This is a genomic window from Microbispora sp. ZYX-F-249, from assembly GCF_039649665.1.
GTDB classification, from domain to species: Bacteria; Actinomycetota; Actinomycetes; order Streptosporangiales; family Streptosporangiaceae; genus Microbispora; species Microbispora maris.
Genome location: NZ_JBDJAW010000027.1, coordinates 22,514 through 45,578, shown reverse-complemented (window position 1 = coordinate 45,578; position 23,065 = coordinate 22,514). Strand labels below are relative to the sequence as shown.

The 23,065-nt window shown below is 71.9% G+C and carries 15 protein-coding genes; 6 read left to right on the top strand and 9 right to left on the bottom strand.

The window, feature by feature from the left end; genetic code table 11:
* Window positions 1-65: 65 nt before the first annotated feature.
* Together AAH991_RS27615 and AAH991_RS27610 are read left to right on the top strand one after the other, a co-directional pair.
* A complete protein-coding gene (locus tag AAH991_RS27615; RefSeq protein ID WP_346228833.1) occupies window positions 66-935 on the top strand; it encodes a universal stress protein in 870 nt (289 codons plus the stop codon).
* Window positions 936-1,097: 162 nt separating this feature from the next.
* Entirely contained in the window at window positions 1,098-3,488 is a 2,391-nt protein-coding gene (locus tag AAH991_RS27610) for an ExeM/NucH family extracellular endonuclease (protein WP_346228832.1), read from the top strand.
* 56 nt (window positions 3,489-3,544) lie between these two features.
* On the opposite strand, the gene ctaD is transcribed toward AAH991_RS27610, so the two are convergent.
* A complete protein-coding gene (gene ctaD, locus AAH991_RS27605) occupies window positions 3,545-5,233 on the bottom strand; it encodes an aa3-type cytochrome oxidase subunit I (protein WP_346228831.1) in 1,689 nt (562 codons plus the stop codon).
* Window positions 5,234-5,355: 122 nt separating this feature from the next.
* Here ctaD and AAH991_RS27600 point away from each other — a divergent pair, with 122 nt between their 5' ends.
* On the top strand, window positions 5,356-5,721 hold the full coding sequence (locus AAH991_RS27600; protein WP_169982374.1) for a thioredoxin family protein: 366 nt from the start codon (window positions 5,356-5,358) through the stop codon (window positions 5,719-5,721).
* A 101-nt stretch (window positions 5,722-5,822) separates the two neighbouring features.
* On the opposite strand, the gene AAH991_RS27595 is transcribed toward AAH991_RS27600, so the two are convergent.
* Together AAH991_RS27595 and AAH991_RS27590 are read right to left on the bottom strand one after the other, a co-directional pair.
* Complete coding sequence (locus tag AAH991_RS27595) at window positions 5,823-7,175, bottom strand: class II 3-deoxy-7-phosphoheptulonate synthase (protein ID WP_346228830.1); 1,353 nt, start codon at window positions 7,173-7,175, stop codon at window positions 5,823-5,825.
* Between the two features lie 11 nt (window positions 7,176-7,186).
* Window positions 7,187-8,434, bottom strand: coding sequence for an FAD-dependent oxidoreductase (locus AAH991_RS27590; RefSeq protein WP_346228829.1), 1,248 nt, complete (start codon window positions 8,432-8,434; stop codon window positions 7,187-7,189).
* A gap of 129 nt (window positions 8,435-8,563) precedes the next feature.
* Here AAH991_RS27590 and AAH991_RS27585 point away from each other — a divergent pair, with 129 nt between their 5' ends.
* Window positions 8,564-8,731 (top strand): hypothetical protein, encoded by a 168-nt coding sequence (locus AAH991_RS27585; protein WP_346228828.1) that lies wholly within the window; start codon window positions 8,564-8,566, stop codon window positions 8,729-8,731.
* Between the two features lie 2 nt (window positions 8,732-8,733).
* Here AAH991_RS27585 and AAH991_RS27580 read toward each other — a convergent pair whose 3' ends face one another.
* The 6 genes from AAH991_RS27580 to AAH991_RS27555 form a co-directional block, all read right to left on the bottom strand.
* The gene (locus AAH991_RS27580; protein ID WP_346228827.1) at window positions 8,734-9,738 is read right to left on the bottom strand and encodes a phosphotransferase family protein; all 1,005 of its coding nucleotides are present in this window, start codon (window positions 9,736-9,738) and stop codon (window positions 8,734-8,736) included.
* 9 nt (window positions 9,739-9,747) lie between these two features.
* Window positions 9,748-10,644, bottom strand: a complete 897-nt coding sequence (locus AAH991_RS27575; protein WP_346228826.1) for an aldose 1-epimerase family protein — start codon at window positions 10,642-10,644, stop codon at window positions 9,748-9,750.
* A 402-nt stretch (window positions 10,645-11,046) separates the two neighbouring features.
* Window positions 11,047-12,369, bottom strand: coding sequence for a GH1 family beta-glucosidase (locus AAH991_RS27570; protein ID WP_346228825.1), 1,323 nt, complete (start codon window positions 12,367-12,369; stop codon window positions 11,047-11,049).
* A gap of 4 nt (window positions 12,370-12,373) precedes the next feature.
* Window positions 12,374-13,567 carry a 2-oxo acid dehydrogenase subunit E2 gene (locus tag AAH991_RS27565; RefSeq protein ID WP_346228824.1) on the bottom strand — a complete coding sequence of 398 codons (1,194 nt, stop codon included), beginning with the start codon at window positions 13,565-13,567 and terminating at the stop codon, window positions 12,374-12,376.
* A complete protein-coding gene (locus AAH991_RS27560; RefSeq protein ID WP_346228823.1) occupies window positions 13,564-14,541 on the bottom strand; it encodes an alpha-ketoacid dehydrogenase subunit beta in 978 nt (325 codons plus the stop codon). Before AAH991_RS27560 ends, AAH991_RS27565 begins: the two co-directional genes overlap by 4 nt.
* Window positions 14,538-15,461 (bottom strand): thiamine pyrophosphate-dependent dehydrogenase E1 component subunit alpha, encoded by a 924-nt coding sequence (locus AAH991_RS27555; protein ID WP_346228822.1) that lies wholly within the window; start codon window positions 15,459-15,461, stop codon window positions 14,538-14,540. Before AAH991_RS27555 ends, AAH991_RS27560 begins: the two co-directional genes overlap by 4 nt.
* A gap of 501 nt (window positions 15,462-15,962) precedes the next feature.
* Here AAH991_RS27555 and AAH991_RS27550 point away from each other — a divergent pair.
* A complete protein-coding gene (locus AAH991_RS27550) occupies window positions 15,963-21,542 on the top strand; it encodes a non-ribosomal peptide synthetase/MFS transporter (protein ID WP_346228821.1) in 5,580 nt (1,859 codons plus the stop codon).
* Window positions 21,539-23,065 (top strand): class I adenylate-forming enzyme family protein, encoded by a 1,527-nt coding sequence (locus tag AAH991_RS27545; RefSeq protein WP_346228820.1) that lies wholly within the window; start codon window positions 21,539-21,541, stop codon window positions 23,063-23,065. Before AAH991_RS27550 ends, AAH991_RS27545 begins: the two co-directional genes overlap by 4 nt.

Here is a 23,065-nt window from a genome sequence, read left to right as displayed (position 1 = left end):
CGTCCCGCCGGTCTCGGGACTTTCCGCCCTGCCGGGCCGTGCGGCCCGTGGCGGAGCATGAGGGTATGGAACCCACCAGCCCGGTCGCCGGCCGCGGCATCGTCGTCGGGTACGACGGCTCCGACTTCGCCATGCAGGCGCTCGACTGGGCGATGGACGAGGCCGAGTACCGGGACACGCCCATCACCGTCTGCCACGCGTGGCAGACGCCGTACGGCGAGGGCGACGAGGAGGCGCGCAAGTCGCTGCTCCACGCCGCCGAGCACGTGCTGTGGCACGGCGCGGAGTGCGCCCGGCAGTGCACGAGCGGCGTCCGCGTGCGGGAGGACCTGTTCGAGGGGCCGGCCTCCGACCGGCTCGTCGCGCTGTCGGAGACGGCCGATCTCGTGGTCGTGGGATCGCGCGGGCTGAGCGGCGCGGCGCGCCGTGTGATGGGCTCGGTCGCGGGACACGTGGCGACGCACGCGCTCTGCCCGGTGATCGTGGTCCGCGGCGCGGGGTCGCTCCCGCACCGCAGGCACCCCGGTCCGGTCGTCGTGGGAGTCGGCGGCGGCGACGACCACGTCCTCGCCTTCGCCTACCGCGAGGCCGCCCTGCGCGGACTGCCGCTGATCGCGGTGCACGCCTGGCGGTATCCGGCGGCCGCGTGGAGCGCGGGGATGGCGCCCATGGTGATGTCCGACGTCCCGGGCAGGGAGGCCGTCGAGGCGCTGGAGGCCGCCGTGGAGCCCTGGCGCGCGCGGTACCCGGATGTGCACACCCTGCTCCAGCCGGTCGAGGGTCCCGTGCTCGACGTGCTGGCCGACACCTCTCCCGGCGCGACCATGCTGGTCGTCGGCGCGACCCGCGCCCGGGGCGTCCTCGGCAGGCTGGGGTCGGTCACCCGGCCGCTGATCGACGCGGTCACCTGTCCGGTGGCCGTCGTCCGTTCCTGATCCGGCGGTGACAAGGGCGGGACCGATCCATGCCGAAGCGGGACGCGCAAGGGCAGCGCGCGTACGGTAGCGACGTCAGGTAATCGGCAAATTCATACAAGTTTGTGATAAAGACACTTATTGGTCCTGGTGTCGCGGTGGTCTACCCCTAAAGTCCGGGGCATGCGTGCTCTATCCCGGGCCTGTCCCGATGACCGCTCCGGCCTTCGCGCGGTCGCCGTGCTCGCGGCCGCCGGTCTCCTGGCCGCCGGCGTCGCGGTCATGTCGCCGTCGCCCGCCTCGGCCGAGCCGGGCGACGTGGTGATCAGCCAGGTGTACGGAGGCGGCGGCAACTCCGGCGCCCCGTACACCAACGACTACGTCGAGCTCTTCAACCGCGGCAGCGCCGCCATCTCGCTGGACGGCTGGTCCCTCCAGTACACGAGTGCCACCGGGACCGGCCTGTTCGGCTCCCAGAAGCAGAACCTGTCGGGCGCGCTCGCCCCCGGTCAGTACCACCTCGTGCAGCTGTCCGCCGGATCGACGCCGAGCGGCGCGCTCCCGGCCCCCGACACCGTCGGGACCCTCAGCCTGAGCGGCACGGCTGGCAAGGTCGCCCTGGTCCGCTCGGCCACGGGCCTGGCCTGCAACGGCGGATCCTCGCCCTGCGCCCCGGAGCAGACCGCGCAGATCGCCGACCTCGTCGGGTACGGCACGGCCAACTACTTCGAGGGCACGGCGGCGGCTCCGGGCCTGAGCAACGCCACCGCCGCGGTGCGCGCCGGCGGCGGCTGCGCGGACACCGACGACAACGCCGCCGACTTCGCCGCGGGCACGCCCGCGCCGCGCAACACGGCGACGCCCCCGGCTCCCTGCGGCGCCGTCTCCCCGTCGCCGTCCGCGACCCCCTCGCCCTCTCCCTCGCCGACGCCCACCGCCGACCCCTGCGAGGTGCCGGCGAACCGGCAGATCGCCGAGGTCCAGGGCAGCGCAGACGCCTCCCCGCTCGTGGGGCAGACCGTCCGGGTCGAGGGCATCGTGACCGGCGACTTCCAGGAGACCGGGCAGCAGAGCGGCTTCTACTTCCAGGACGCGACTCCCGACGCCGACCCGGCCACCTCCGACGGCCTGTTCGCGTTCGCCCGGGCGACCTTCAAGGACGTCAGGGCAGGCGACCGCGTGCTCGTCACCGGCCGGGTCACCGAGTTCAACGGGCTCACCGAGCTGTCCCCGGTCACGGCGGTGGACGTGTGCGGCACCGGCACGATCACGCCGAAGGCCTACGACCTGCCGCGGGCCGCCGGGGCCACCTTCGAGCCGTACGAGGGTGTGCTCGTGACCTTCCCCGAGCCGCTGACCGTGACCGACCACTACAACCTCGGCAGGTTCGGCGAGGTGACGGTCGCCGCCGGCGGCAGGCGTTTCCAGCCGACCGACCGGCCCGGCGTGGACGCCGCGCTGGACGCCCGCAGGTCGCTGCTGATCGACGACGGCTCGAACACCGAGAACCCGGCCACGATCCCGTACACGAGCCCGGAGGTCGTCCGGCTCGGGGACACCGCGAAGGGCGTCACCGGCGTGCTGAGCTACGGCTTCGGGGCCTACCGGCTGGAGCCGACCAAGCCGATCACGTTCACGCGCACCAACCCGAGAAAGCCGGCGCCCGCGCCGGTGGGGGGCAACGTCCGCGTGGCGAGCCTCAACACGCTCAACTGGTTCACCACGCTCGACTCGCGCGGCGCCGACACCGCCGAGGAGCAGCAGCGGCAGCTCAAGAAGATCGTCGCCACGCTGAAGGGCCTCGACGCCGACGTCGTCGGGCTCATGGAGGTCGAGAACAACGGGCGGACCGCGCTCGACGCGCTGGTCGCCGCCCTGAACGCCGAGGTGGGCGCGGGCACGTACGCCGCCCTGACCCACCCCTACCCGGGCACCGACCTCATCCATGTCGCGGCGATCTACAAGCCGGCGCGGGTGCGCCCGGTGGGGGAGACGCTGTCGTCCACCGACCCCGTCTTCCGGCGGCCGCCGCTGATCCAGACCTTCCGCCGGACGGGCGGCGGGCAGCCGTTCACGCTGCTCGTGAACCACTTCAAGTCGAAGGGCTGCGACGAGGAGGCGACCGGGGGCGACACCGACCAGGGTGACGGCCAGGGCTGCTACAACGCCGAGCGCGTACGGCAGGCCAAGGCGGTGCTCGGCCTCATCGGCTCGATGGACCTGCCGAACCCGCTGGTGATCGGCGACCTCAACGCGTACGGCGAGGAGGACCCGATCGGCACGCTGGAGGCGGGCGGCCTGACCAGCCTGTCCAAGCGGTTCGTCCCCGCGGCCCAGCGCTACAGCTACCTGTTCGACGGGCTGTCCGGCGAGCTCGACCACGCCATGGCCGGCAAGCAGCTGGTCAAGCGGGTGACCGGGGCGACGATCTGGCACGTCAACGCCGACGAGCCGCGCATCCTCGACTACAACCTGGAGTTCAACCCGCCGAGCCTGTACCGGCCCGACGCGTTCCGCTCCTCCGACCACGACCCGCTGCTCATCGGGCTCGACCTGCCCGGCGGCAAGCACTGACGACCCGCACGCGAAGGGGCCCCCGGCGACGGGGGCCCCTTTTCCGTCGAGCGGGTCTATTTCGCGTCGGGATCGACGAAGTCCCGCTTGGTCTCCGGCGGCTCACCCGGCTTGCCGCCCAGACGCGGATAGCGCAGGTCGAAGGCGGGCCGCTCGGAGCGGATCGGCGGGATCGACACGAAGTTGTGGCGCGGCGGCGGGCACGACGTCGCCCACTCCAGCGAGTTGGCGGTCCCCCACGGGTCGTTCACCGTCACCTTCTCCCCGTGCCGCGGGGTCCACCAGAGGTTGTAGATGAAGGGCAGGGTGGACAGCCCCAGCAGCAGGGCGCCCGCGCTCGACACCTGGTGCATCCAGGTGAAGCCGTCGTGGGGAGAGTAGTCGCCGTACCGCCGCGGCATGCCCTGCGCGCCGAGCCAGTGCTGGATGAGGAACGTCAGGTGGAACCCGATGAACAGCATCCAGAAGTGGATCTTCCCGAGCCGCTCGTTCAGCATCCTCCCGGTGAACTTCGGCCACCAGAAGTAGAAGCCGGCGAACATCGCGAAGACGACGGTCCCGAAGACCACGTAGTGGAAGTGGGCGACCACGAAGTAGGTGTCGGTCACGTGGAAGTCCAGCGGCGGCGACGCCAGGATCACCCCGGTCAGCCCGCCGAGCAGGAACGTCACGAGGAAGCCCACCGACCACAGCATCGGCGTCTCGAACGTCAGCTGGCCGCGCCACATCGTGCCGGTCCAGTTGAAGAACTTCACCCCCGTGGGCACGGCGATCAGAAACGTCATCAGCGAGAAGAACGGCAGCAGCACACGCCCGGTGGCGAACATGTGGTGCGCCCACACGGTGACCGACAGCCCGGCGATCGCGGCCGTCGCGCCCACCATGCCGACGTACCCGAACAGCGGCTTGCGGCTGAAGACCGGGATCACCTCGGTGACGATGCCGAAGAACGGCAGCGCGATGATGTAGACCTCCGGATGGCCGAAGAACCAGAACAGGTGCTGCCAGATGAGCGGCCCGCCGGTCGCCGGGTCGTAGATGTGGGCGCCGAACTTGCGGTCGATCTCCAGGGCCAGCAGCGCGGCGGCGAGCACCGGGAAGGCCAGCAGCACGAGGATCGAGGTGAAGAACACGTTCCACGTGAAGATCGGCATCCGGAACATCGTCATGCCGGGAGCCCGCATGCACATGATCGTCGTGATGAAGTTGACCGCGCCCAGGATCGTCCCGACGCCGGACAGGGCCAGGCCCATCACCCACAGGTCCCCGCCGAGCTGCGGCGTGTACGCCGCGGTCGACAGCGGTGTGTAGGCCGTCCAGCCGAACGTCGGCGCCCCGCCCGCGAAGTACGACCCGAGGACCATCAGGCCGCCGAACAGGAACAGCCAGTAGCTCGCCATGTTCAGCCGGGGGAAGGCCACGTCGGGCGCGCCGATCTGCAGCGGCATGATCGCGTTGGCGAATCCGGCGAACAACGGCGTCGCGAAGAACAGCAGCATGATGGTGCCGTGCAGCGTGAACAACTGGTTGTACTGCTGCAGCGTGACGAACTGCATGCCGGGTTCGTAGAGCTCCGCCCGGATGATCAGCGCCTGCAGGCCGCCGATGAGGAAGAAGACGAACGTGGTGATCAGGTAGAGGTTGCCGATCACCTTGTGGTCCGTGCTCGACAGCCATGAGGCGATCCGGGCTCCGGGACCCTTCGGGGCCGTCAGATCGGACGGCCGTACGGCATGAGTCGTCATCCGGGTGCTCCTTCTACGTCAAGAAGGTCTCCTGCCCAATCACGCGATACGCATCGCGAAATGGAATGCTGGGATTGTCCGGCTGGTTATGCCCGCTGAAGACCGAGCGAAAGGAGTCGCCCGTGGCGACCATCGAGGTAACCGAGAAGAACTTCAACGACATCGCCGACAACGGCATCGTACTGCTCGATTTCTGGGCATCCTGGTGCGGCCCCTGCCGGTCCTTCGCTCCGATCTTCGAGAAGGCGTCCGAGGAGCACGCGGACATCACCTTCGGCAAGATCGACACTGAGGCGCAGCCGGCCCTGTCGGAGGGCTTCGAGATCACCGCGATCCCGACCATCATGGCGATCCGTGACGGCATCGTGGTGTTCGCCCAGCCGGGCGCGCTGCCCGCGCCGGCGCTCGAGGACCTGATCCGGCAGTTGCGCGCGCTCGACATGGACGCCATCCGCGCCCAGATCGAGGCGGAGGCCAAGAACAGCTGAGGGTCCGCCCGGCAGACGAAACCGCCGTCACCCGGTCCGATCGATCGGAGGGCGACGGCGGTATCAGACGCCGGTGAGCCGGAGGCGCGGAACGGCGCCGGTCAGCTCGAGCGGTACAGCTCCGCGACGCGGAAGGCGAGGTCGAGCGACTGGCCGCGGTTGAGGCGGGGGTCGCAGGCGGTCTCGTAGCGCAGCGCCAGATCCTCCTCCACGATCGCGTGCCCGCCGCCCACGCACTCGGTGACGTCGTCGCCGGTGAACTCGATGTGGATGCCGCCGGGGTGCGTGCCGAGCGCGTGGTGAACCTCGAAGAACCCCGCGACCTCGTCCAGCACGTCGTCGAGGCGGCGGGTCTTGTGCCCGCTCGGCGCCTCGAACGTGTTGCCGTGCATCGGGTCGCACACCCAGGCCACGGTGGCGCCGCTGGCGTTGACCTTCTCCACCAGCGTCGGCAGCGCCTCGCGGACCCTGCCCGCGCCCATCCGCGCGATGAAGGTGAGCCGCCCGGGCTCGTTGTCCGGGTTGAGCTTGTCGATCAGCGCGATGGCCTCTTCCGGCGTGGTCGTCGGGCCGAGCTTCACGCCGATCGGGTTGCGGATGCGGCTGAAGAACTCGACGTGGGCCCCGTCGAGCTGCCGGGTGCGCTCGCCGATCCACACCATGTGCGCCGACACGTCGTACGGCTGACCCGTACGGGAGTCGATCCGGGTGAGCGCCCGGTCGTAGTCGAGGATCAGGGCCTCGTGGGAGGAGTAGAACTCGACGGTGTGGAACTCCTCGGGGTCGGCCCCGCAGGCCCGCATGAACGCCAGCGCCTGGTCGATCTCCCGCGCCAGCTGCTCGTAGCGCCGCCCCGCCGGGGACTCCGCGACGAAGTCCTGGTTCCACGCGTGGACCTGGCGCAGGTCGGCGTAGCCGCCCTTGCTGAAGGCCCGCGCGAGGTTGAGCGTGCTCGCCGAGGAGTGGTAGGCCCGCAGCAGCCGGTTCGGGTCGGGACGGCGGGACTCGGCGGTGAAGTCGAACCCGTTGACCATGTCGCCCCGGTAGGCCGGCAGCTCGACGCCGTCGCGGACCTCGGTGGGCTTGGACCGCGGCTTGGCGAACTGCCCGGCGAGCCGGCCGATCTTGACGACCGGGACGCGGCCCGCGTAGGTCAGCACGATCGCCATCTGCAGCAGCGTCTTGAGCTTGTTGCGCACGTTCTCGGCCGTCGCGCCCGCGAAGGTCTCGGCGCAGTCGCCGCCCTGCAGGACGAACGCCTCGCCGCGCGCCACGGCCGCCATGCTGTCCTTGAGCTGGTCGCATTCGCCGGCGAACACCAGCGGGGGCAGGGACGCCAGCTCCGCGACGACCTTGTCCAGCTCGCCGCGGTCGGGCCAGTCCGGCTGCTGGGCCGCGGGCAGGTCACGCCAGGTGTCCAGGGCACGCGAGGTGTCGGGGTTTGATGCGCTCACGGTCACCAAGGTTATTGCACCGCGTCCTGTGCGGCCCCCTCCCTGTCCACTTGCTGAGATCTTTTTTCTTGACCAGTAAGCCGCACATGCTCGGGCAGCACGCCGAGCCCGATGAACCGGGGCAGCAGCGAGCGCACCACCGGCACGCGGGTGAGGTCGGGGATCCGCGTCACCGGACCGGCGAGGGCCGGCCGGATGATCCGTTCCTGCACCACCCGCTGCGCGGCCTGGACGACGGCCGTGGGCGCCTTCCTGCGCCGCGCCACCCTCGCGAGCAGCCCGGCGGGGGCCCGGCCGCGCAACAGGGCCGGCCCGACGATGTTGGCGGTCGCGACCGCGTCCTGCACCGCGAGGTTGATCCCGACGCCGAAGACCGGCGACATCGCGTGGGCCGCGTCGCCGATCAGCAGCAGCCCGGGCAGGTGCCAGCGCGTGAGCCGGTTCAGCTCGACGCTGAGCACGCCGGTCTCGTCGAAGCCGTGCAGCTCGGACGTCCTGCCGCCGAGGAAGGGCAGCAGCCGTTCCACGTCGCGGCGCAGCCCGTCGACGCCCCCCGCCTCGAGCGCGGCGAAGCCGCCCTTCGGGATGACGTAGGCGAGCTGCCAGTACGTCTCCCTGTTGATCGCGACCATGAGCCGCCCGGCCGACGCCCGCAGGAACGGCTGCTCGGGATCGCCCTGCGCGCGCGGCAGCCGGAACCAGACGACGTCCATGGGCGCGCCGAACCGCCTCGGCGCCAGCCCGGCCGCGCGCCGCACGTCGGAGTGCCGGCCGTCGGCGGCGACCGTGAGCACGGCCCGTATCTCGTGCTCCTCGCCTCGCTCGTCGCGGTAGCGCACGCCCCGGATCGCGCCGTCGCGCCGTACGAGATCGACGACCTTGGCGTTCATCAGCAGGTGGAAGTTGGGATACGCGGCCGCCTCGCGGGTGAGGAGGTCGAGGAAGTCCCACTGCGGGACGAAGGCGATGTAGCGATACTTGCCCGGCAGGCGCCGCAGGTCGGAGATGGGCACCTCGCCGTCGTCGGTCCGCATCGACATGACGTACGCCTTGCGATGCGGCAGCCGGTGGAACGCCTCGGCCAGCCCGATCTCGTCCAGCACCTGGAGGGTCGAGGGATGGATGGTGTCACCGCGGAAGTCCCGCAGGAAGTCCGCGTGCTTCTCCAGCAGCGTGACGTCGACGCCCGCGCGCGCCAGCAGCAGCGCGAGCATGGCCCCCGCGGGCCCGCCGCCCGCGATCACACATGTCGTCTCCATAATTCATCACCCGCTGAAATCATCTCACGCGGAAGGGCGGGCCGCCAGGGCCGGGCCGAAGTGGGCCTACCGGAGCGCATGCGGGACCGCTATTTTGTGATCAATGGAGTCGGCCTTCGGGAGTCCGCTGTGATTGCTCGTGTCAGCCACCTGCCGCGCGTCGCGGCCGGGGCGATGGTCCTGTCCCTCGTGGCGTCGCTGACCGTCGGAGCCCCCGCGGCACTCGCCGGGACCGGCGACTCCGAGCCGCACACCGGCAACGGGTGCGGCTCGCAGTCCCTCACGCTGGAGGCGTGACCTCAGACGTGGGCGTGGTTGCGGGACCCCGCGCGCAGCACGTCCAGGCAGGCGGCCAGTGACCGCGTGGTGAGGTCCCGGGTGGGGGCGTAGGCCTCCTCCGGGTACTGCCGCGGGCCGTCCTCAACCAGCATGATCAGGTAAAGGTAGACCCGGTAGAGAGCGAGGCGCACGCGGGCGGCGTGGTCCAGCCGCACCGGGCCGGCCTCCTGCCGGTAGCCCGCGAGCAGCGGATCGTCCTCGCGCAGTTCGCCGAAGATGGTGGGCGTGACGAAGTCGGCGAGCGGGTCGCCCCAGAACGCCCTCTCGTGGTCGATGAGCGCCTGCACGCGCTTGTCGCCGTCCAGGAACACGTTGCCCGGCCACAGGTCGAAGTGCACCAGCGACGGGGTGGTGACCTGGTCGAGGACGTGCGCGTTCAGGTGGACGAGCCCGACGATCTCCACGATGGTCGCCGGGAGCCGGGTGTTGTAGTGGACGGCGTCGTCGAGCAGGGCGCCGATCATGACGAGGAACGCCTCCCGCCACGTGTGGCCGGTCAGCCCGGCGTACGGGTAGCCGAAGACGCCCGTGCCCGGGATGGCGTGCAGGCGGGCGAGGTGGCGGCCGAGCTCGAAGCGCAGCGCGCCCTCCTCCGCGGGGCTGACCGTCGTCCGGTTCCACGGCACGCCGTCGAGCGCGGACAGGATGAGGTAGTCGCCGCCCAGCACCGGATCGTCGAACGACGCCCGGAGCAGGGCGGGCATCGGCAGCCCCACGGGCTGGGCGAGGTGGTAGACCATCGCCTCGGTGCGCAGCAGGTGCCGTTCGTAGGTCAGCAACCGCAGGTCGGGCGGCGGCCCGAGCTTGAGCACCACCTCACGTCCGTCGTCGAGGCCGAGGCGCCAGACGGCGTTCGCGAAGCCGTCGGCGAGCTCCTCCGACGAGGTCAGCCCGCAGCCCAGCGCGTCGCGGGCCACCTCGTCGAGTTGTGCGGGGGACAACCGCCTCTTCGTCCTGCTGTCCATCAAGTCTTCTCAGTCTTCCCGGGTAGGAGTGGTGACCGCGATGGTCCACGTGGCCTCGTGCTTGTCCCCCGGCTGCAAAACGATCAGGTCGGTGCCCGAGTTGAACGCGTCGGGCGGGCAGGTCATGGGCTCCACGGCCAGTCCCCTGTGGCCGAGCCCCGTGCCCGTGCAGATCTGGACCCACGGCATCACCGCCGGGTCCCAGGTGAGCTCCACCCCGCCCTCGGGCCCGAGCACGCGCACGCGTCCCTCCGTCACGCCGGCGAAGGCGTGGTCGACGGCGGTGTCCCCGATCACCCGCGGCGTCCGGAAGTCGTAGGGCGTTCCCGCGACCTCCACCAGGTCGGTGGGGGCGAGCAGGTCGTCGGTGAGCAGCACGCGCCCGGCCGGCAGGCCGAGCTCGTAGGCGGTGACGTCCTCCCCGGCCAGCAGCCACGGGTGCGGCCCGCAGCCGTACGGCGCCGCCGTCTCGCCCACGTTCTGCGCCGTCAGCGTGGTCGACAGGCCCTCCTCGGACACCGAGTGCCGCACCTCCAGGGCGATCCGGTGCGGGTAGCCCTCGGTGGGCTCCACGACGTGCGTCAGCCGTACGTGGCCGTGGTGGTCCTCCACCGACAGCAGCTCCGCGCACTTCCAGTCGAGGCCGGCGACCAGGCCGTGCAGGGCGTGGCCGCGGTCGGGCTCGTTGACCGGCAGGTGACGGCGCTGCCCGTCGAAGACGTACGTGCCGCCGACGACGCGGTTCGGCCAGGGCGCGAGGATGGTGCCGCTGTAGTACGGCACCGGCCCGCCCTCCGGCCAGCTCGTCACCAGATCGCGGCCCGCGTGGCGCAACGCCCGCAGGGCCCCGCCCCGCTCGCTGATCGTGGCCTGGTAACCGCCGCCGCTAATCGTGTAATCGGGCACGGGGGAGTCCTCTCGCTGACGCGTCGTCAAGAAGTGGGTCATCTGACGGTATGCAGGGACCTTATCCCAGCTCATCGCCCTTGATCCAAGCGGGGTGGACCAGTGGTGGGAGCGCTCCCATAACCGGTAAAGCTAAGTCTTTTCGTCGGACGCGTCAACTTAATCTCAGGATTATCGCGTAGATCGGTATAACGGCACCGATTTGCCGCAGACCGCATCTCACGTGCACGTGCATGGGCGACCGCCCACCGGTCCGTGCTGAAACTTACACGCGCGGAGACGTCGCTGCGCGAGGGCATGGCGAAGGACCGGCCTCCCGCACGCCGGGGGCGTGCGGGAGGCCGGGAGGAGCCGCTCCAGGCGGCGGAAGGCGGGCCCGGCCCGGCGGGGCCGGGCCGGGCGTCAGCGCAGCTCGCCGCTCTTCACGACGTCGCGGTACCAGAGCGCGCTGTCCTTGGGGGTGCGCTTCTGCGTCGCGTAGTCGACGTGCACGATGCCGAATCGCTGGCTGTATCCCTCGGCCCACTCGAAGTTGTCGAGCAGCGACCACACGTGGTAGCCCTCGACCTGCGCGCCCTCCTCCATCGCGCGGTGCACGGCGCTCAGGTGGCCGCGCAGGTACGCGATCCGCCGGTCGTCGCGGACGCGGCCGTCGGCGTCGACCCCGTCCACGGTGGCCAGGCCGTTCTCGGTGATGACCATCGGCACGCCGGGGTAGTCCCGCTGCACCCGGACGAGGATGTCGTGCAGGCCCTCGGGGTAGATCTCCAGCCACTCGGCCTGGGCCCGCTCGTGCAGGAAGACCCGCTCGCCCTTGCCGTCCACGAAGACCGGGGTGTAGTACTGCACCCCCAGGACGTCGATGGGCTCGCTGATGATCCCGAGGTCCCCGTCCAGGATGTGGTCGGCCATCGGGCCGCGCTCGGAGATCCAGCGCAGCGTGTCCTCGGGGTAGCTGCCCTTGAAGACGGGATCGAGGTAGAGCCGGTTCTCCAGCCCGTCCTGGTGGCGGGCCGCCTCGCGCGCCTCCGGCGTGTCGTCGGCCGGGTAGGTGGGGTGCAGGTTGAGCGCGGGCCCGATGCGGCGGCCCGGGTGCCGCTCGTGCAGCACGCGGGAGGCGAGGCCGTGCGCGAGCAGCAGGTGGTGGCAGGCGACGAACGCGCGCGCGTCGTCCTTGAAGCCCGGCGCGTGCTGGCCGAACCGGTAGCCGCAGTCGACCACCGTCTTGGGCTCGTTGATCGTCAGCCAGTCCCTGATCTCCAGGGCGTCGTAGCAGATCTCGGCGTACTCGGCGAAGCGCTCGGCCGTGTCCCGGTTCTCCCAGCCTCCCCGGTCCTGCAGCTCCTGCGGCAGGTCCCAGTGGAAGAGCGTGGCCATCGGCCGGACGCCGCGCTCGGCCAGCCCGTCGACGAGCCGGCGGTAGAAGTCGATGCCCTTCTGGTTGGGCTTGCCCGATCCGGTCGGCTGGATCCGCGGCCAGGCGATGGAGAAGCGGTAGCTGCCCAGGCCCAGATCGGCGATCAGGTCCAGGTCCTCGTCGTAACGGTGGTAGTGGTCGGCGGCGTGCTCGCCGCTGTCACCGTCGCGTACGTTGCCGGGGACCGCGCAGAACGTGTCCCACACCGAGGGCCCGCGGCCGTCCTCCGTGGTCGCGCCCTCGATCTGGTAGGCCGCGGTGGACGCGCCCCAGACGAAGTCGGCCGGAAACCGTGCGGGTGAGTTCATGGCTTCATCCATTCTCAGTGAGGAAACGCGCGGGTGATTCGAGCGCCGTGCGGAGCTCGCGCAGGAACTCCGCGGCATCGCGGCCGTTGATGTAACGGTGGTCGTATGCGAGGCCCAGTGTGGCGGTCTTGCGTACGGCGAAGCCCGTGCCGTCTTGGACGACCTCCGAGCGCGGCGCGGTCAGCGACAGCGCGCACGTCTGGCCGGGGAAGACGATGGGGACGGCGAACACGATGCCGTCGTGCGTGTGCAGGGTGAGCGTGATGGCGCCGCCCCGCAGATCGCGTTCCCGGAACGACCCGCTGAGCGCGGTCGTGCGGAAGCCGGCCAGGTCGGCGGCGATCTCGGCGAGCGTCCGGTTGCCGGCGTCGCGGACGACCGGGATGAACAGCCCCTGGCCCACGTCGACCGTCACGCCCACGTCCGCGGTGACGGCCCTTCTCGCCCGCAAGCCGGGGCCCCGCGTGTCCGAGCCGGGCTCCGCGAAGAACATCGGGAAGCGGTCGAGCAGCCCGCCGGTCGCCTTCACCACCATCTCGGGCAGGCCGACCAGGGCGCGCAGCTTGCGGGTGAGGTCGCGGGCGAGCGACAGGACCTCGGTCACGTCGACGTTCATCGCCGTGAAGGCCGCCGGGATCTCGCGCCGGGACCGCTCGACGACCTCGGCCGTCCGCTGCTGCGCCCGCGACAGCGTGATCCACTGTGCGTCGTCGCCGGCTGCCGGGGCGTCGTCCGCGGCGGGGGAGGGCTCCTGCCCGCCGAGGAGTTCCTCGACGTCGCTGCGCCTGATCACCTTCCGGCCGAGGGCGTACACCCGCTCCATGGCGATGCCGTGCGCCTCGATCAGGTCGCGCGCGGGCCCCGTGACGACCACGCCGGCGGCGTCGCCGGGAGGGGCGGGAGTGTCCGTTCCGTGCGGGTTCCCGTCCGTGGTCTGCCCGGCGGCCTCCCGGACGGGCTCGTCCGCGCTCCCGAGCAGGCGGGCGATCACCTGCCCCGGCTCGCACTCGGCCCCCTCGGCGACCAGCCGCCGCAGGACGCCGTCCGCCGGGGCCTCGACCTCCTCCGTCGCCTTGGACGTCTCCAGCAGCACGATCGGCTCGCCGTCCCGCACCTGCTGCCCGTCCCCGGCCAGCCACTCGACGAGGATGTACGACGTGTCGTTGTTGTTGAGCTTGGGTACGCGGAACTCGGTCACGACAGCGCCTCCCTCACCGCGGCCCGGATGCTGTCGGCCTGCACGAGCACCTCGCGTTCCAGATGGGGGGCGGCGGGGATCACCCGGTCCGCCGAGTTGACAAGCGTGATCGGGCGGCGCAGGCGGTCCCACAGGCGCGGGTAGAGCGCCGTGGCCACCTCGGCCGCCCAGGTGCCGCCCTCGGTCCCGTCGTCGACGACGCAGACGTGCGGCGCGTCCTCCAGCCCCGGCAGACGGGGCACGGGGTAGAGCTGGGCGGGCACCAGCAGTTCGCAGACCAGCTCGTCCTCCAGGAGCAGCGCCCGCATGGCGTCGAGCGTCCGGTGGACGAGCCCGCCGTGGGTGACCAGCGTGCAGTCGGGCCGGCCCGCGCCGTCCAGGTACACCCGCGCCACGTCGTCCACCAGCTCGTACCGGAACAGGTCGTCGACGCGGTGCATCTGCCGCGTGTACAGGACCTTGTCCTCGAAGAACAGGCAGGGCCGCCCGAGGCCGAACATCCGGGCGAACAGCTCGCCCGCGTCGTGGAACGGCGTCATCTCGAACAGGGACAGCCCCGGCACGCCGATGAAGTGCTTCTGCGGGTTCTGGCTGTGGGTCGGGCCGTAGCCGCGGTTGCCGCCCGTGGGGCAGCGCACCACGAGCGGCACCGGCACCGGCCTGCCGTACATCGAGGTGGACTTGGCGGCGAAGTTGGTGATCTGATCGAACGCCAGCGCCACGAAGTCGGCGAACATGATCTCGACGATGGCCTTGTCGCCGGCCAGGGCCAGCCCGGCCCCGACCCCGGCGATCGCGCCCTCGCTCAGCGGCGTGGACCTCACCCGCGAGCCGAACCGGCCCGACAGTCCCCGGGTGACCTTGAACGCGCCGCCGTACGGGTCGCCGACGTCCTCGCCCAGCAGATGGACCGAGGGGTCGGACTCCATCAGGTCGTGCAGCGCCTGGTTGAGATGCTCGGAGACCCTGGTCACGCCGCTCCCCCCGGCCGTGCGTGGGGGCGGGCGGAGACCTCGGCGACCACCCGCTCGACGAGCTCCCGCTGCTCCCGGTCGATCCGGGCGAACCGCTCGGGATCGGCCTCGGCGTACCGGTCGTACCAGTCGGACTCCGCGGCCCGGCGGATCTCCTCCGGCGGCCGGGTGTCGTCGCCCTTGCTGTGGGGCCCGAGGCGGTGCGTGGCGAACTCCACCACCAGCGGGGACGGTTCGGTCCGCACGGCGTCGATCAGCGGGGCGAGGATCTGCCTGATCTCACCGGCGTCGGTGGACGAGACGTGGTGGTGGCGGACGCCGAAGGCCGCCGCCCGGGCGGCGATCGTGCCCGCCATCTGCGCGGACGTGGGGGTCGACTGGGCGATGCCGTTGTGCTCGACCACGACCAGCAGCGGCACCCTCCAGAGGGACGCCATGTTCAGCGCCTCGTAGACGGCGCCCTCGCCCCAGGTGCCGTCACCGATGTACGCGCAGGCCAGCGCACCCGTGCCGGCCAGTTTCAGGGCCACCCCGGTCGCCACGGGCAGGCTCTCGCCCTGCACGCCCGTGGACAGGAAACGCCGGTGGTAGATGTGCTGGCTGCCGCCGACGCCCCCGCACAGCGCGCCCTCCCGCCCCATGATCTCGGCGAGCAGGCCGTGCGGGTCGGGATGGCGGGCGAGGAAGTGGCCGTGCCCCCGGTGGTTGCTGAACACGAAGTCGGCGTCGCGGAGCAGGGCCGACAGCGCGACCGGGATGTACTCCTGTCCGAGGCAGGTGTGGGTGGTGCCGCTCAGCACGCCCTGCTCGAACAGGTGGAGCAGGGCGCGTTCGAAGTGCCGGATCAGGAGGAGTGAGCGGAGATCCCCGTCGTCGAGGGCATACAGCGGGCTCCGGGCCGGTGCAGCGGTGACGGTCACAAGTGGTCGGCTCCTGGTGCGTCTCTGGTCGAGGGCGCGCTCGACGCCGGGCTTCGCTGCCAGGGACAGGAGCACCCATATTGGGAGCGCTCCCACGGAGCGTAGGTCCGGTAAGTGGCCTTGTCAATGCCTGGCCATACGGACGATTTGGGGCAGTGTGACCACATTGTCTGTGATCTGCGGCAATATCCTCACATTCCCCGCCTTGGGGCTAATAACGGACAGAAACTTCCATGACACTTGACGAATGAAAGTCCAGATCCCTAGCCTCCACTGCCGTGGGAGCGTTCCCACTCATGCGTCCGAAATGGGGGTTACCGGCGCGAGCGGCATTGGAATCCGTGTCGCGCCAGGCACCAGGCAGGAAGCTCACCGGCGGTGATTCCGCCGCCGGGTCGTTGGCCGCCCGCGTCTTCGCATCGATTCGCCGGCGACCGGGGCGCAGAGCGCACAAAGGAATGCCATGTTCTTAATGCAAATTTCAACCGAGGTGCCGGCGTCGTGACCCGGACCGGCCTCTCACCGGCCAAACAGGCGTTGCTGGCGCAGCGGCTCAGGGCCGGGAAAGCCGCGAGGGTCACCGTGCCGCCGCGGCCGGCCGGCACCCACCCGCCGCTTTCGCACGCGCAGGAGCGCCTGTGGTTCCTGGAGCAGTACGCCCCGGGCACCACCGCCTACACCGTTGCCTTCGCCGTCCGGCTGGAGGGCGGCGAGATCGACCACGCGGCCCTGGAGCGCGCCCTCGCCGAGGTCGCCAGGCGCCACGAGAGCCTCCGCACCCGGTTCGTCACCACCGACGACGGGACGCCGGAGATCGTGCTGGACGACGAGCCCCTGGTGGAGCTGCGGCTGGTCGAGCTGCGGGTGTCCGACGACGCCGCCACCGCGCGGGAGTCCGTGCAGGAGGAGCTGGCCCGGCCGTTCGACCTGGCGACCGGCCCGCTGCTGCGGGTGCTCCTGGTCCGGCTCGGCGCCCGCGAGCACGTGCTGCTCCTGACCATGCACCACGCCGTCACCGACGGCTGGTCGTGCGACATCGTGATGGAGGAGCTGCTCGCCCTGCACGAGGCGTACCGGACCGGGACCGACGCCGGTCTCGCCGCGCCGCCCGTGCAGTACGGCGACTACGCCCTGTGGGAGCGCGGGCGGACCCACGAGGACGACATCCGCTACTGGCGGGAGCGGCTGGCCGGGCTGCCGCCGCTGGAGCTGCCGACCGACCTGCCGCGCCCGCCGGAGCAGGGATCGGCGGGCGCCGCCCACGACGTCGCGCTGGACCGGGAGCTGGTGGACGCGCTCACGGAGCTGGGCGGGGCGAACGGCGCGACGCTGTACATGACGCTGCTGGCCGCCTTCCAGGTGCTCCTCGGGCGTTACTCCGGCCAGGACGACTTCGCGGTCGGGTCGCCCGTCTCGGGACGCGACCTGCCGGAGCTGGAGCGGGTGGTCGGGCTCTTCATCAACTCGCTGCCGATGCGGGCCGACCTGTCCGGCGACCCGACCTTCACCGAGCTGCTCGGCCGGGTGCGCGAGACGGCGCTGGACGCCTACACGCACCAGGAGCTGCCCTTCGACCGGCTGGTCGGCGAGCTCGGCGTCGAGCGCGACGTGAGCAGGTCGCCGGTGTTCCAGGTGATGTTCGCGCTGCAGAACTACCGGTCGGCCCCGCTGCGGACCCAGGGCCTGGCCATGGCGGCCTACCCGTTCGAGGTCACCGCCAGCCGGTTCGACCTCGCGCTGTACCTGATGGACCAGGGCGACGGCCTGGTGGGCAACCTCACCTACCGCACCGAGCTGTTCCGGCCGGCCACGATCGCGCGCCTGGCGGAGTGCTTCGAGAACCTGCTCAGGTCGATCGTCGCCGACCCCCACGCGCGGGTGTCGGACCTCGAGCTGCTCCCGGCGGCCGAGCGCGGCCGCGTGCTCGGGTTCGCGGGAGCGGGGCCCGAGGCCGGGGCGCCCGACGCGGACGCGTTCGGCGGGGCGCCGGCGCTACACGAGGTGATCGCCGCCCAGGCGGCCCGCACCCCGTCCGCGACCGCCGTCGCCTGCGGCGGCGACGCCCTCACCTACGCCGAGCTGGACGCCGCGGCCGACCGGCTCGCCCGGCGGCTGCGCGGGCTGGGCGTGCGGCGCGACGACCGCGTGGCGATCTGCCTGGAGCAGTCCACCGGGCTCGCGGTCGCGGTGCTCGGCGTGCTCAAGGCGGGCGCGGCCTACCTGCCGCTCGACCCGGAGCATCCGCGCGGCCGGCTCGAGTACGTGCTGGCCGACGCCGGGGCGTCGATCGTCGTGACCAGCCCGGACCTGCACGACCGGCTCCCGGACGACATCACCGCCGTGCACCTTGGGGAGGACGCGCCGGAGCCGGTTGACCCCTGGGAGTCCGCGGCGCCGGGCGACCTCGCGTACGTGATCTACACCTCCGGCACCACCGGGCGGCCCAAGGGCGTCGCGGTGCAGCACCACGAGGTGATGGTCTACCTCGCCGGGGTGCGGGAGCGGCTGGGCGTGGAGCCGGGCTCGTCCTTCGCCCTGCTCCAGTCACTCGCCTTCGACTTCGGCGTCACGGTCTTCTACCTGTGCCTGATGACCGGCGGCACCCTGCATCTGGTGCCCTCGCGCACCGCCGGTCCCGAACTGGCGGAGATCTTCCGGCGGACCGGGATCGACTACCTCAAGATCACGCCGTCGCACCTCGCCGCTCTGCTCGCGGACGCCGGGCCGGACGACCTGCTGCCCAGGAAGCTGCTGCTGCTGGGCGGCGAGGCGGCCCCGCGCGGCTGGGCCGCCGAGCTCGCGGCGCTGGGCCGCTGCCGGGTCGTCAACCACTACGGGCCGACCGAGGCCACCGTGGGCGTGACCACCTACGACGTCGCCCGGCTGCCCGCTCCCGACGGCCCGGCCGAGGCGAGCGTGAGCCTGCCGATCGGCTCGCCGCTGCCCGGGGCGCGGGCGTACGTGCTGGACGAGCGGTTGCGGCCGGTGCCCGCCGGGGTGCCGGGGGAGATCTACCTCGGCGGCGACCGGCTGGCGCGGGGCTACCTGAACCGGCCCGGCCTGACCGCGGACCGGTTCGTCCCCGACCCGTACGGCCCGCCCGGGTCGCGCATGTACCGCACCGGCGACCTCGGCCGGTGGTCCGGCACCGGCGACCTGGAGTTCCTCGGCCGCCGCGACCTGCAGGTGAAGATCCGCGGCTACCGGGTCGAGCTCGGCGAGGTCGAGTCGGTGCTGGCCGACCATCCGGACGTCGCCCAGGCGGTGGTCGAGCCGCGCGGCGAGCAGCTCGTCGCCTACCTCGTCCCCGCCGGCGGGGAGGCCGGGGAGACCGCGGAGGTCCGCGCGTGGCTGGCCGACCGGCTGCCCGCGTACATGGTCCCCTCGCGGTACGCCTGGCTCGACGAGCTGCCGCTCAAGTCGCACGGCAAGGTGGACCGCTCGCGGCTGCCCGAGCCGGAGGCCGACGTGGCGGCGGCCGAGTACGTCGCCCCGGCGCCCGGCGCCGAGGAGGACGTGGCCCGCGTCTGGGCGGAGGTGCTGGAAGTCGAGCGCGTGGGGGCGCTCGACGACTTCTTCGCCCTGGGCGGCCACTCGCTGCTGGCGATGCGCGTCATCGCCCGGCTGCGCAAGGCGCATCCGGACCGGCAGATCACGGTGCTCGACGTCTTCAAGCACCGCACCGTCCGCGAGCTGGCCCGGCTGCTCACGGCCGAGGGGGACGTGCCGCGCTCGCTGCTGCACCGGCTCACCCCCGCCCGGCGGGCCACCACCACCCTGGTGTGCGTGCCGTACGGCGGGGGGAGCGCGGTCGTCTACCAGCCGCTCGCGGACGCGCTGCCGGACGACTGGGCGCTCTACTCGGTCGCCGTGCCCGGCCACGAGCTGGGCGAGGTGGCCCGGCCGTTCGACGAGGTCGTCGCCGACTGCGTGGCCGAGATCTGCGAGATCATGGACAGGAACGGCGGCTCGCTGGTGCTGTACGGCCACTGCGGCCTCGGCGTCATGCTGTCCGCGGAGATCGCCCGCAAGCTGGAGGCGGACGGCCGCACGGTGGACGCGCTGTATCTCGGCGGCGTGTTCCCCTTCGCCCGCCCGGGCCGCGGCCTGAACTGGCTCGGGACCTTCTTCGACCGCCTCACCAGCGACCAGCAGCGGGTCAACGCCCTGACCGCGGCCGGGCTCGACGTGGAGGACCTCGGCCGGGAGCAGGTCAAGCTCATCGTGCGCAACCGCCGTGAGGGCACCCGCGCCGCCGAGCGCTACTTCACCCGGATCTTCGAGGAGGGCGGCGGCCCGGCGCTGCGCGCGCCGGTGATCTCCGTGGTCGGCGAACGCGACCCGGCGGCGGAGTTCTACCAGGAACGTTACAAGGAGTGGCATTGCCTGTCGGATGACACGGCGTGCGTCGTCCTCGACGAGGCCGGGCACTTCTTCCTGCGGTACCGCAGCGACGAGCTGGCCGAGATCGTCACCGGCACCCACGCCGCCCTCGCCTCCGGGCGTACGGAGGGGATGGAACGGGACGAGACCCGCACCTGGTGGCTGCAGGGCGTCTCCAGCCGGTCCGCCGGGACCGGGACCGGAACCGGACCCGGCGCGGGCGCGGCGCAGGACGACCCGGTCGGCCCGGACGGCCCCGCGGGCGCGCAGGTGCGCGTCGGCCCGCCGCCCAGCATGCGGCGCTTCCTCCTCGTCGCGGCCGGGCAGCTCGTCTCGATCACCGGCTCCGCGCTGACCGAGTTCGCCATCCCGCTGTGGATCTACCTGACCACGGGCTCGCTCGCCCGGTTCGCGCTGTTCTCCGTGCTCGGGCTGCTGCCCGGCATGCTCGTCGCCCCGCTGGCCGGCGCCATCGTCGACCGGTTCGACCGGCGCAAGGTCATGATCGCCGGAGACGCGGCCGCCGGCGGCACCCAGCTCGTGCTGGGACTGCTGCTGTGGACCGGCAACCTGCAGGTCTGGCACATCTATCCGCTGCTGGTCTGCCTGTCGGTCGCGCTCACCTTCCAACGGCTGGCGTACACGTCGGCGATCCCGCAGCTCGTGCCGAAACGGTTCCTCGGGCACGCCAACGGCGTCGTCCAGATGGCCACCGGCACCGCGCAGCTCATCGTGCCGCTGATCGCGGTCGGGCTGATGGCGACGATCGGGCTGGAGGGCATCCTCGTCATCGACGTGGCCAGCTACGTCGTCGCGACGCTCACCATCGTGCTGATCCGCTTCCCGGCGACGATGGCGTGGAAGCGGCGGGAGAGCGTGCTCGCCGAGATGCTGGGCGGCATCCGCCACTCCTGGGGCAACCGGGGCTTCCGCGCGATGCTGTTCTACTTCGCGGTGCTGAACGTCTTCCTGTCCCCGCTGTTCATGATGATCTCGCCGCTGGTGCTGTCGTTCGCGACGCTGGCCGAGGTCGGCCGGGTGTCGTTCGCGGGCGGGCTCGGCGCCTTCCTCGGCGGCCTGGCGATGGCGGCCTGGGGCGGCCCGCGGCGCAGGCGGTTGTACGGCGTGCTGCTGTCCACGCTCGCCCTGTCGGTGTTCTGCCTGCTGACCGGGCTGTACCAGGACCTGTTCCTCATCGCCGTCGGCGCGTTCGGCATGTCGCTGTGCCTCACCCTGCTGAACGGCGTCTACGCCACGATCATCCAGGTCAAGGTGCCGCAGCGGTTCCACGGCCGGGTCATCGCGCTGAACACGCTGGTCGCCTGGTCCACGCTGCCCATCGGATTCGGCCTGGTCGCGCCGTACGGCGCGCAGGTCTTCGAGCCGCTGCTCGCCGCGGACGGGCCGCTCGCCGGCACGGTGGGGGTGGTGCTCGGCACCGGCCCCGGCCGAGGGCTCGGCTTCATGTACGCCTGCTTCGCGCTGGCGATCGCCGTCATCGCCCTGGTCGGCATGCGGGTGCGGGTGCTGCGCCGGTTCGACGCCGACGTGCCCGACGCCCTGCCCGACGACGTCGTCGGCTACCAGGCCCTGACCGAGCGCGTCGCGGCCGCCCGGGCGGACACACAAGCAGGCACACGGGCGGACACACGGGCGGACACACGGGCGGCTCGCGAACCCGAGAAGGAGCACGCATGACGGGGGCGACGAGGACACGGGGAGTGCCCGCGCTCACCCTGCCGGAGCTGCTGCGGCTGCGCGCGGGGCAGGAACCCGACGGCGTGGCGATGATCGTGGAGGGGCACGGCACGCTCACCTTCGCGGACTGGGAGCGCAGGTCGGCGGCGCTCGCCGCCGGGCTGGCGGGCCGCGGGGTCACCCCGGGCGACCGGGTGGCGCTGCACTTCGGCAGCCGTGACTGGATCGACTTCGCCGTGGCCTTCTTCGGAGTGCTGAAGGCGGGCGCGGTGGCCGTGCCGATGTCGGACCGGCTGGCGCCGGCCGAGCTGCGGTACATGATCGAGCACTGCTCGGCGACGGCGGTGCTGCTCGGCCGGGACCTCGCGGCGCCGGCGGAGGCGCCGTGGACCGCGACCCCGGCGGAGCTGGAGGCCGGCTTCGAGCCGGGGACGGCGCCGGAGGGACCGCGGGTGCGGCCCGGGGACCTGGCGCAGATCCTCTACACCTCCGGCACGACCGGGCGGCCCAAGGGGGTCGGCGCGACCCACGCCAACCTGGCCTACGGGTGCGTCACGCAGCCCAAGCACCGCAGGTTCGCCCACTCGCGTCACCTGCTGCACGCGTTCCCGATCGGCACCAACGCCGGCCAGACCATGCTGGTCAACGCGCTGGACGCCCGGCCGGCGGTGCTGACCCCGGCGAGGTTCACGCCCGGCCGGTTCGCCCGGCTGATCGAGACCTACCGTCCCGGCACCGTGTTCCTGGTGCCCTCCATGGCGATCGAGCTGCTCGACGCCGGGCTGCACGAGCGGCACGACATGTCCAGCGTGGTGCTGCTGGGGTCGGCGGCGGCCGCGCTCCCGCCCGCCGTGTCGGAGCGTCTGTCGGCGGCCTTCCCGAACGCGACCGTGACGAACTACTACACGTCCACCGAGGCCGCCCCCGCCCAGACGATCATGATCTACGACCGTACGCGGCCGGCCGCGCTGGGGCGGCCCGCGTTCGGCGGCTCGCTGCGCATCACCGACGAGGAGGGCACCCCCCTCCCGCCCGGGGAGACCGGCGAGGTGTGGATGCGCTCGCCCACCGCCACCCGGTCCTACTACGGCGACGCCGAGGCCAGCGCCAGGTCGTTCCGCGACGGCTGGGTGCGCATGGGCGACGTCGGATACGTGGACGCCGACGGCTACCTCTACCTGGTCGACCGGGAGAGCGACGTGGTCAAGACCGGGGCGTTCAAGGTGTCCACCCTGCAGGTGGAGGCCGCGCTGCACGAGCACCCGCTGGTCGCGGAGGCGGCCGTGTTCGGGCTCCCGCACCCGGTGCTGGGCTCCGTGCTGGGCGCCGCGGTCGTGCCCAGGTCGCCGGGGCTCGTCGCGAGTGAGGTGCGCGCCTTCCTGATGGACCGGCTGGCCTGGCACGAGCTTCCCGAACGGGTCCTCGTGGTCGACAGCCTGCCCAGGAACCAGTCAGGAAAGGTCATCAAGAAGGAGCTGCCCGCGCTGCTGGGCGACTCAGTGATCAGCACGGAAGGCAAGTGA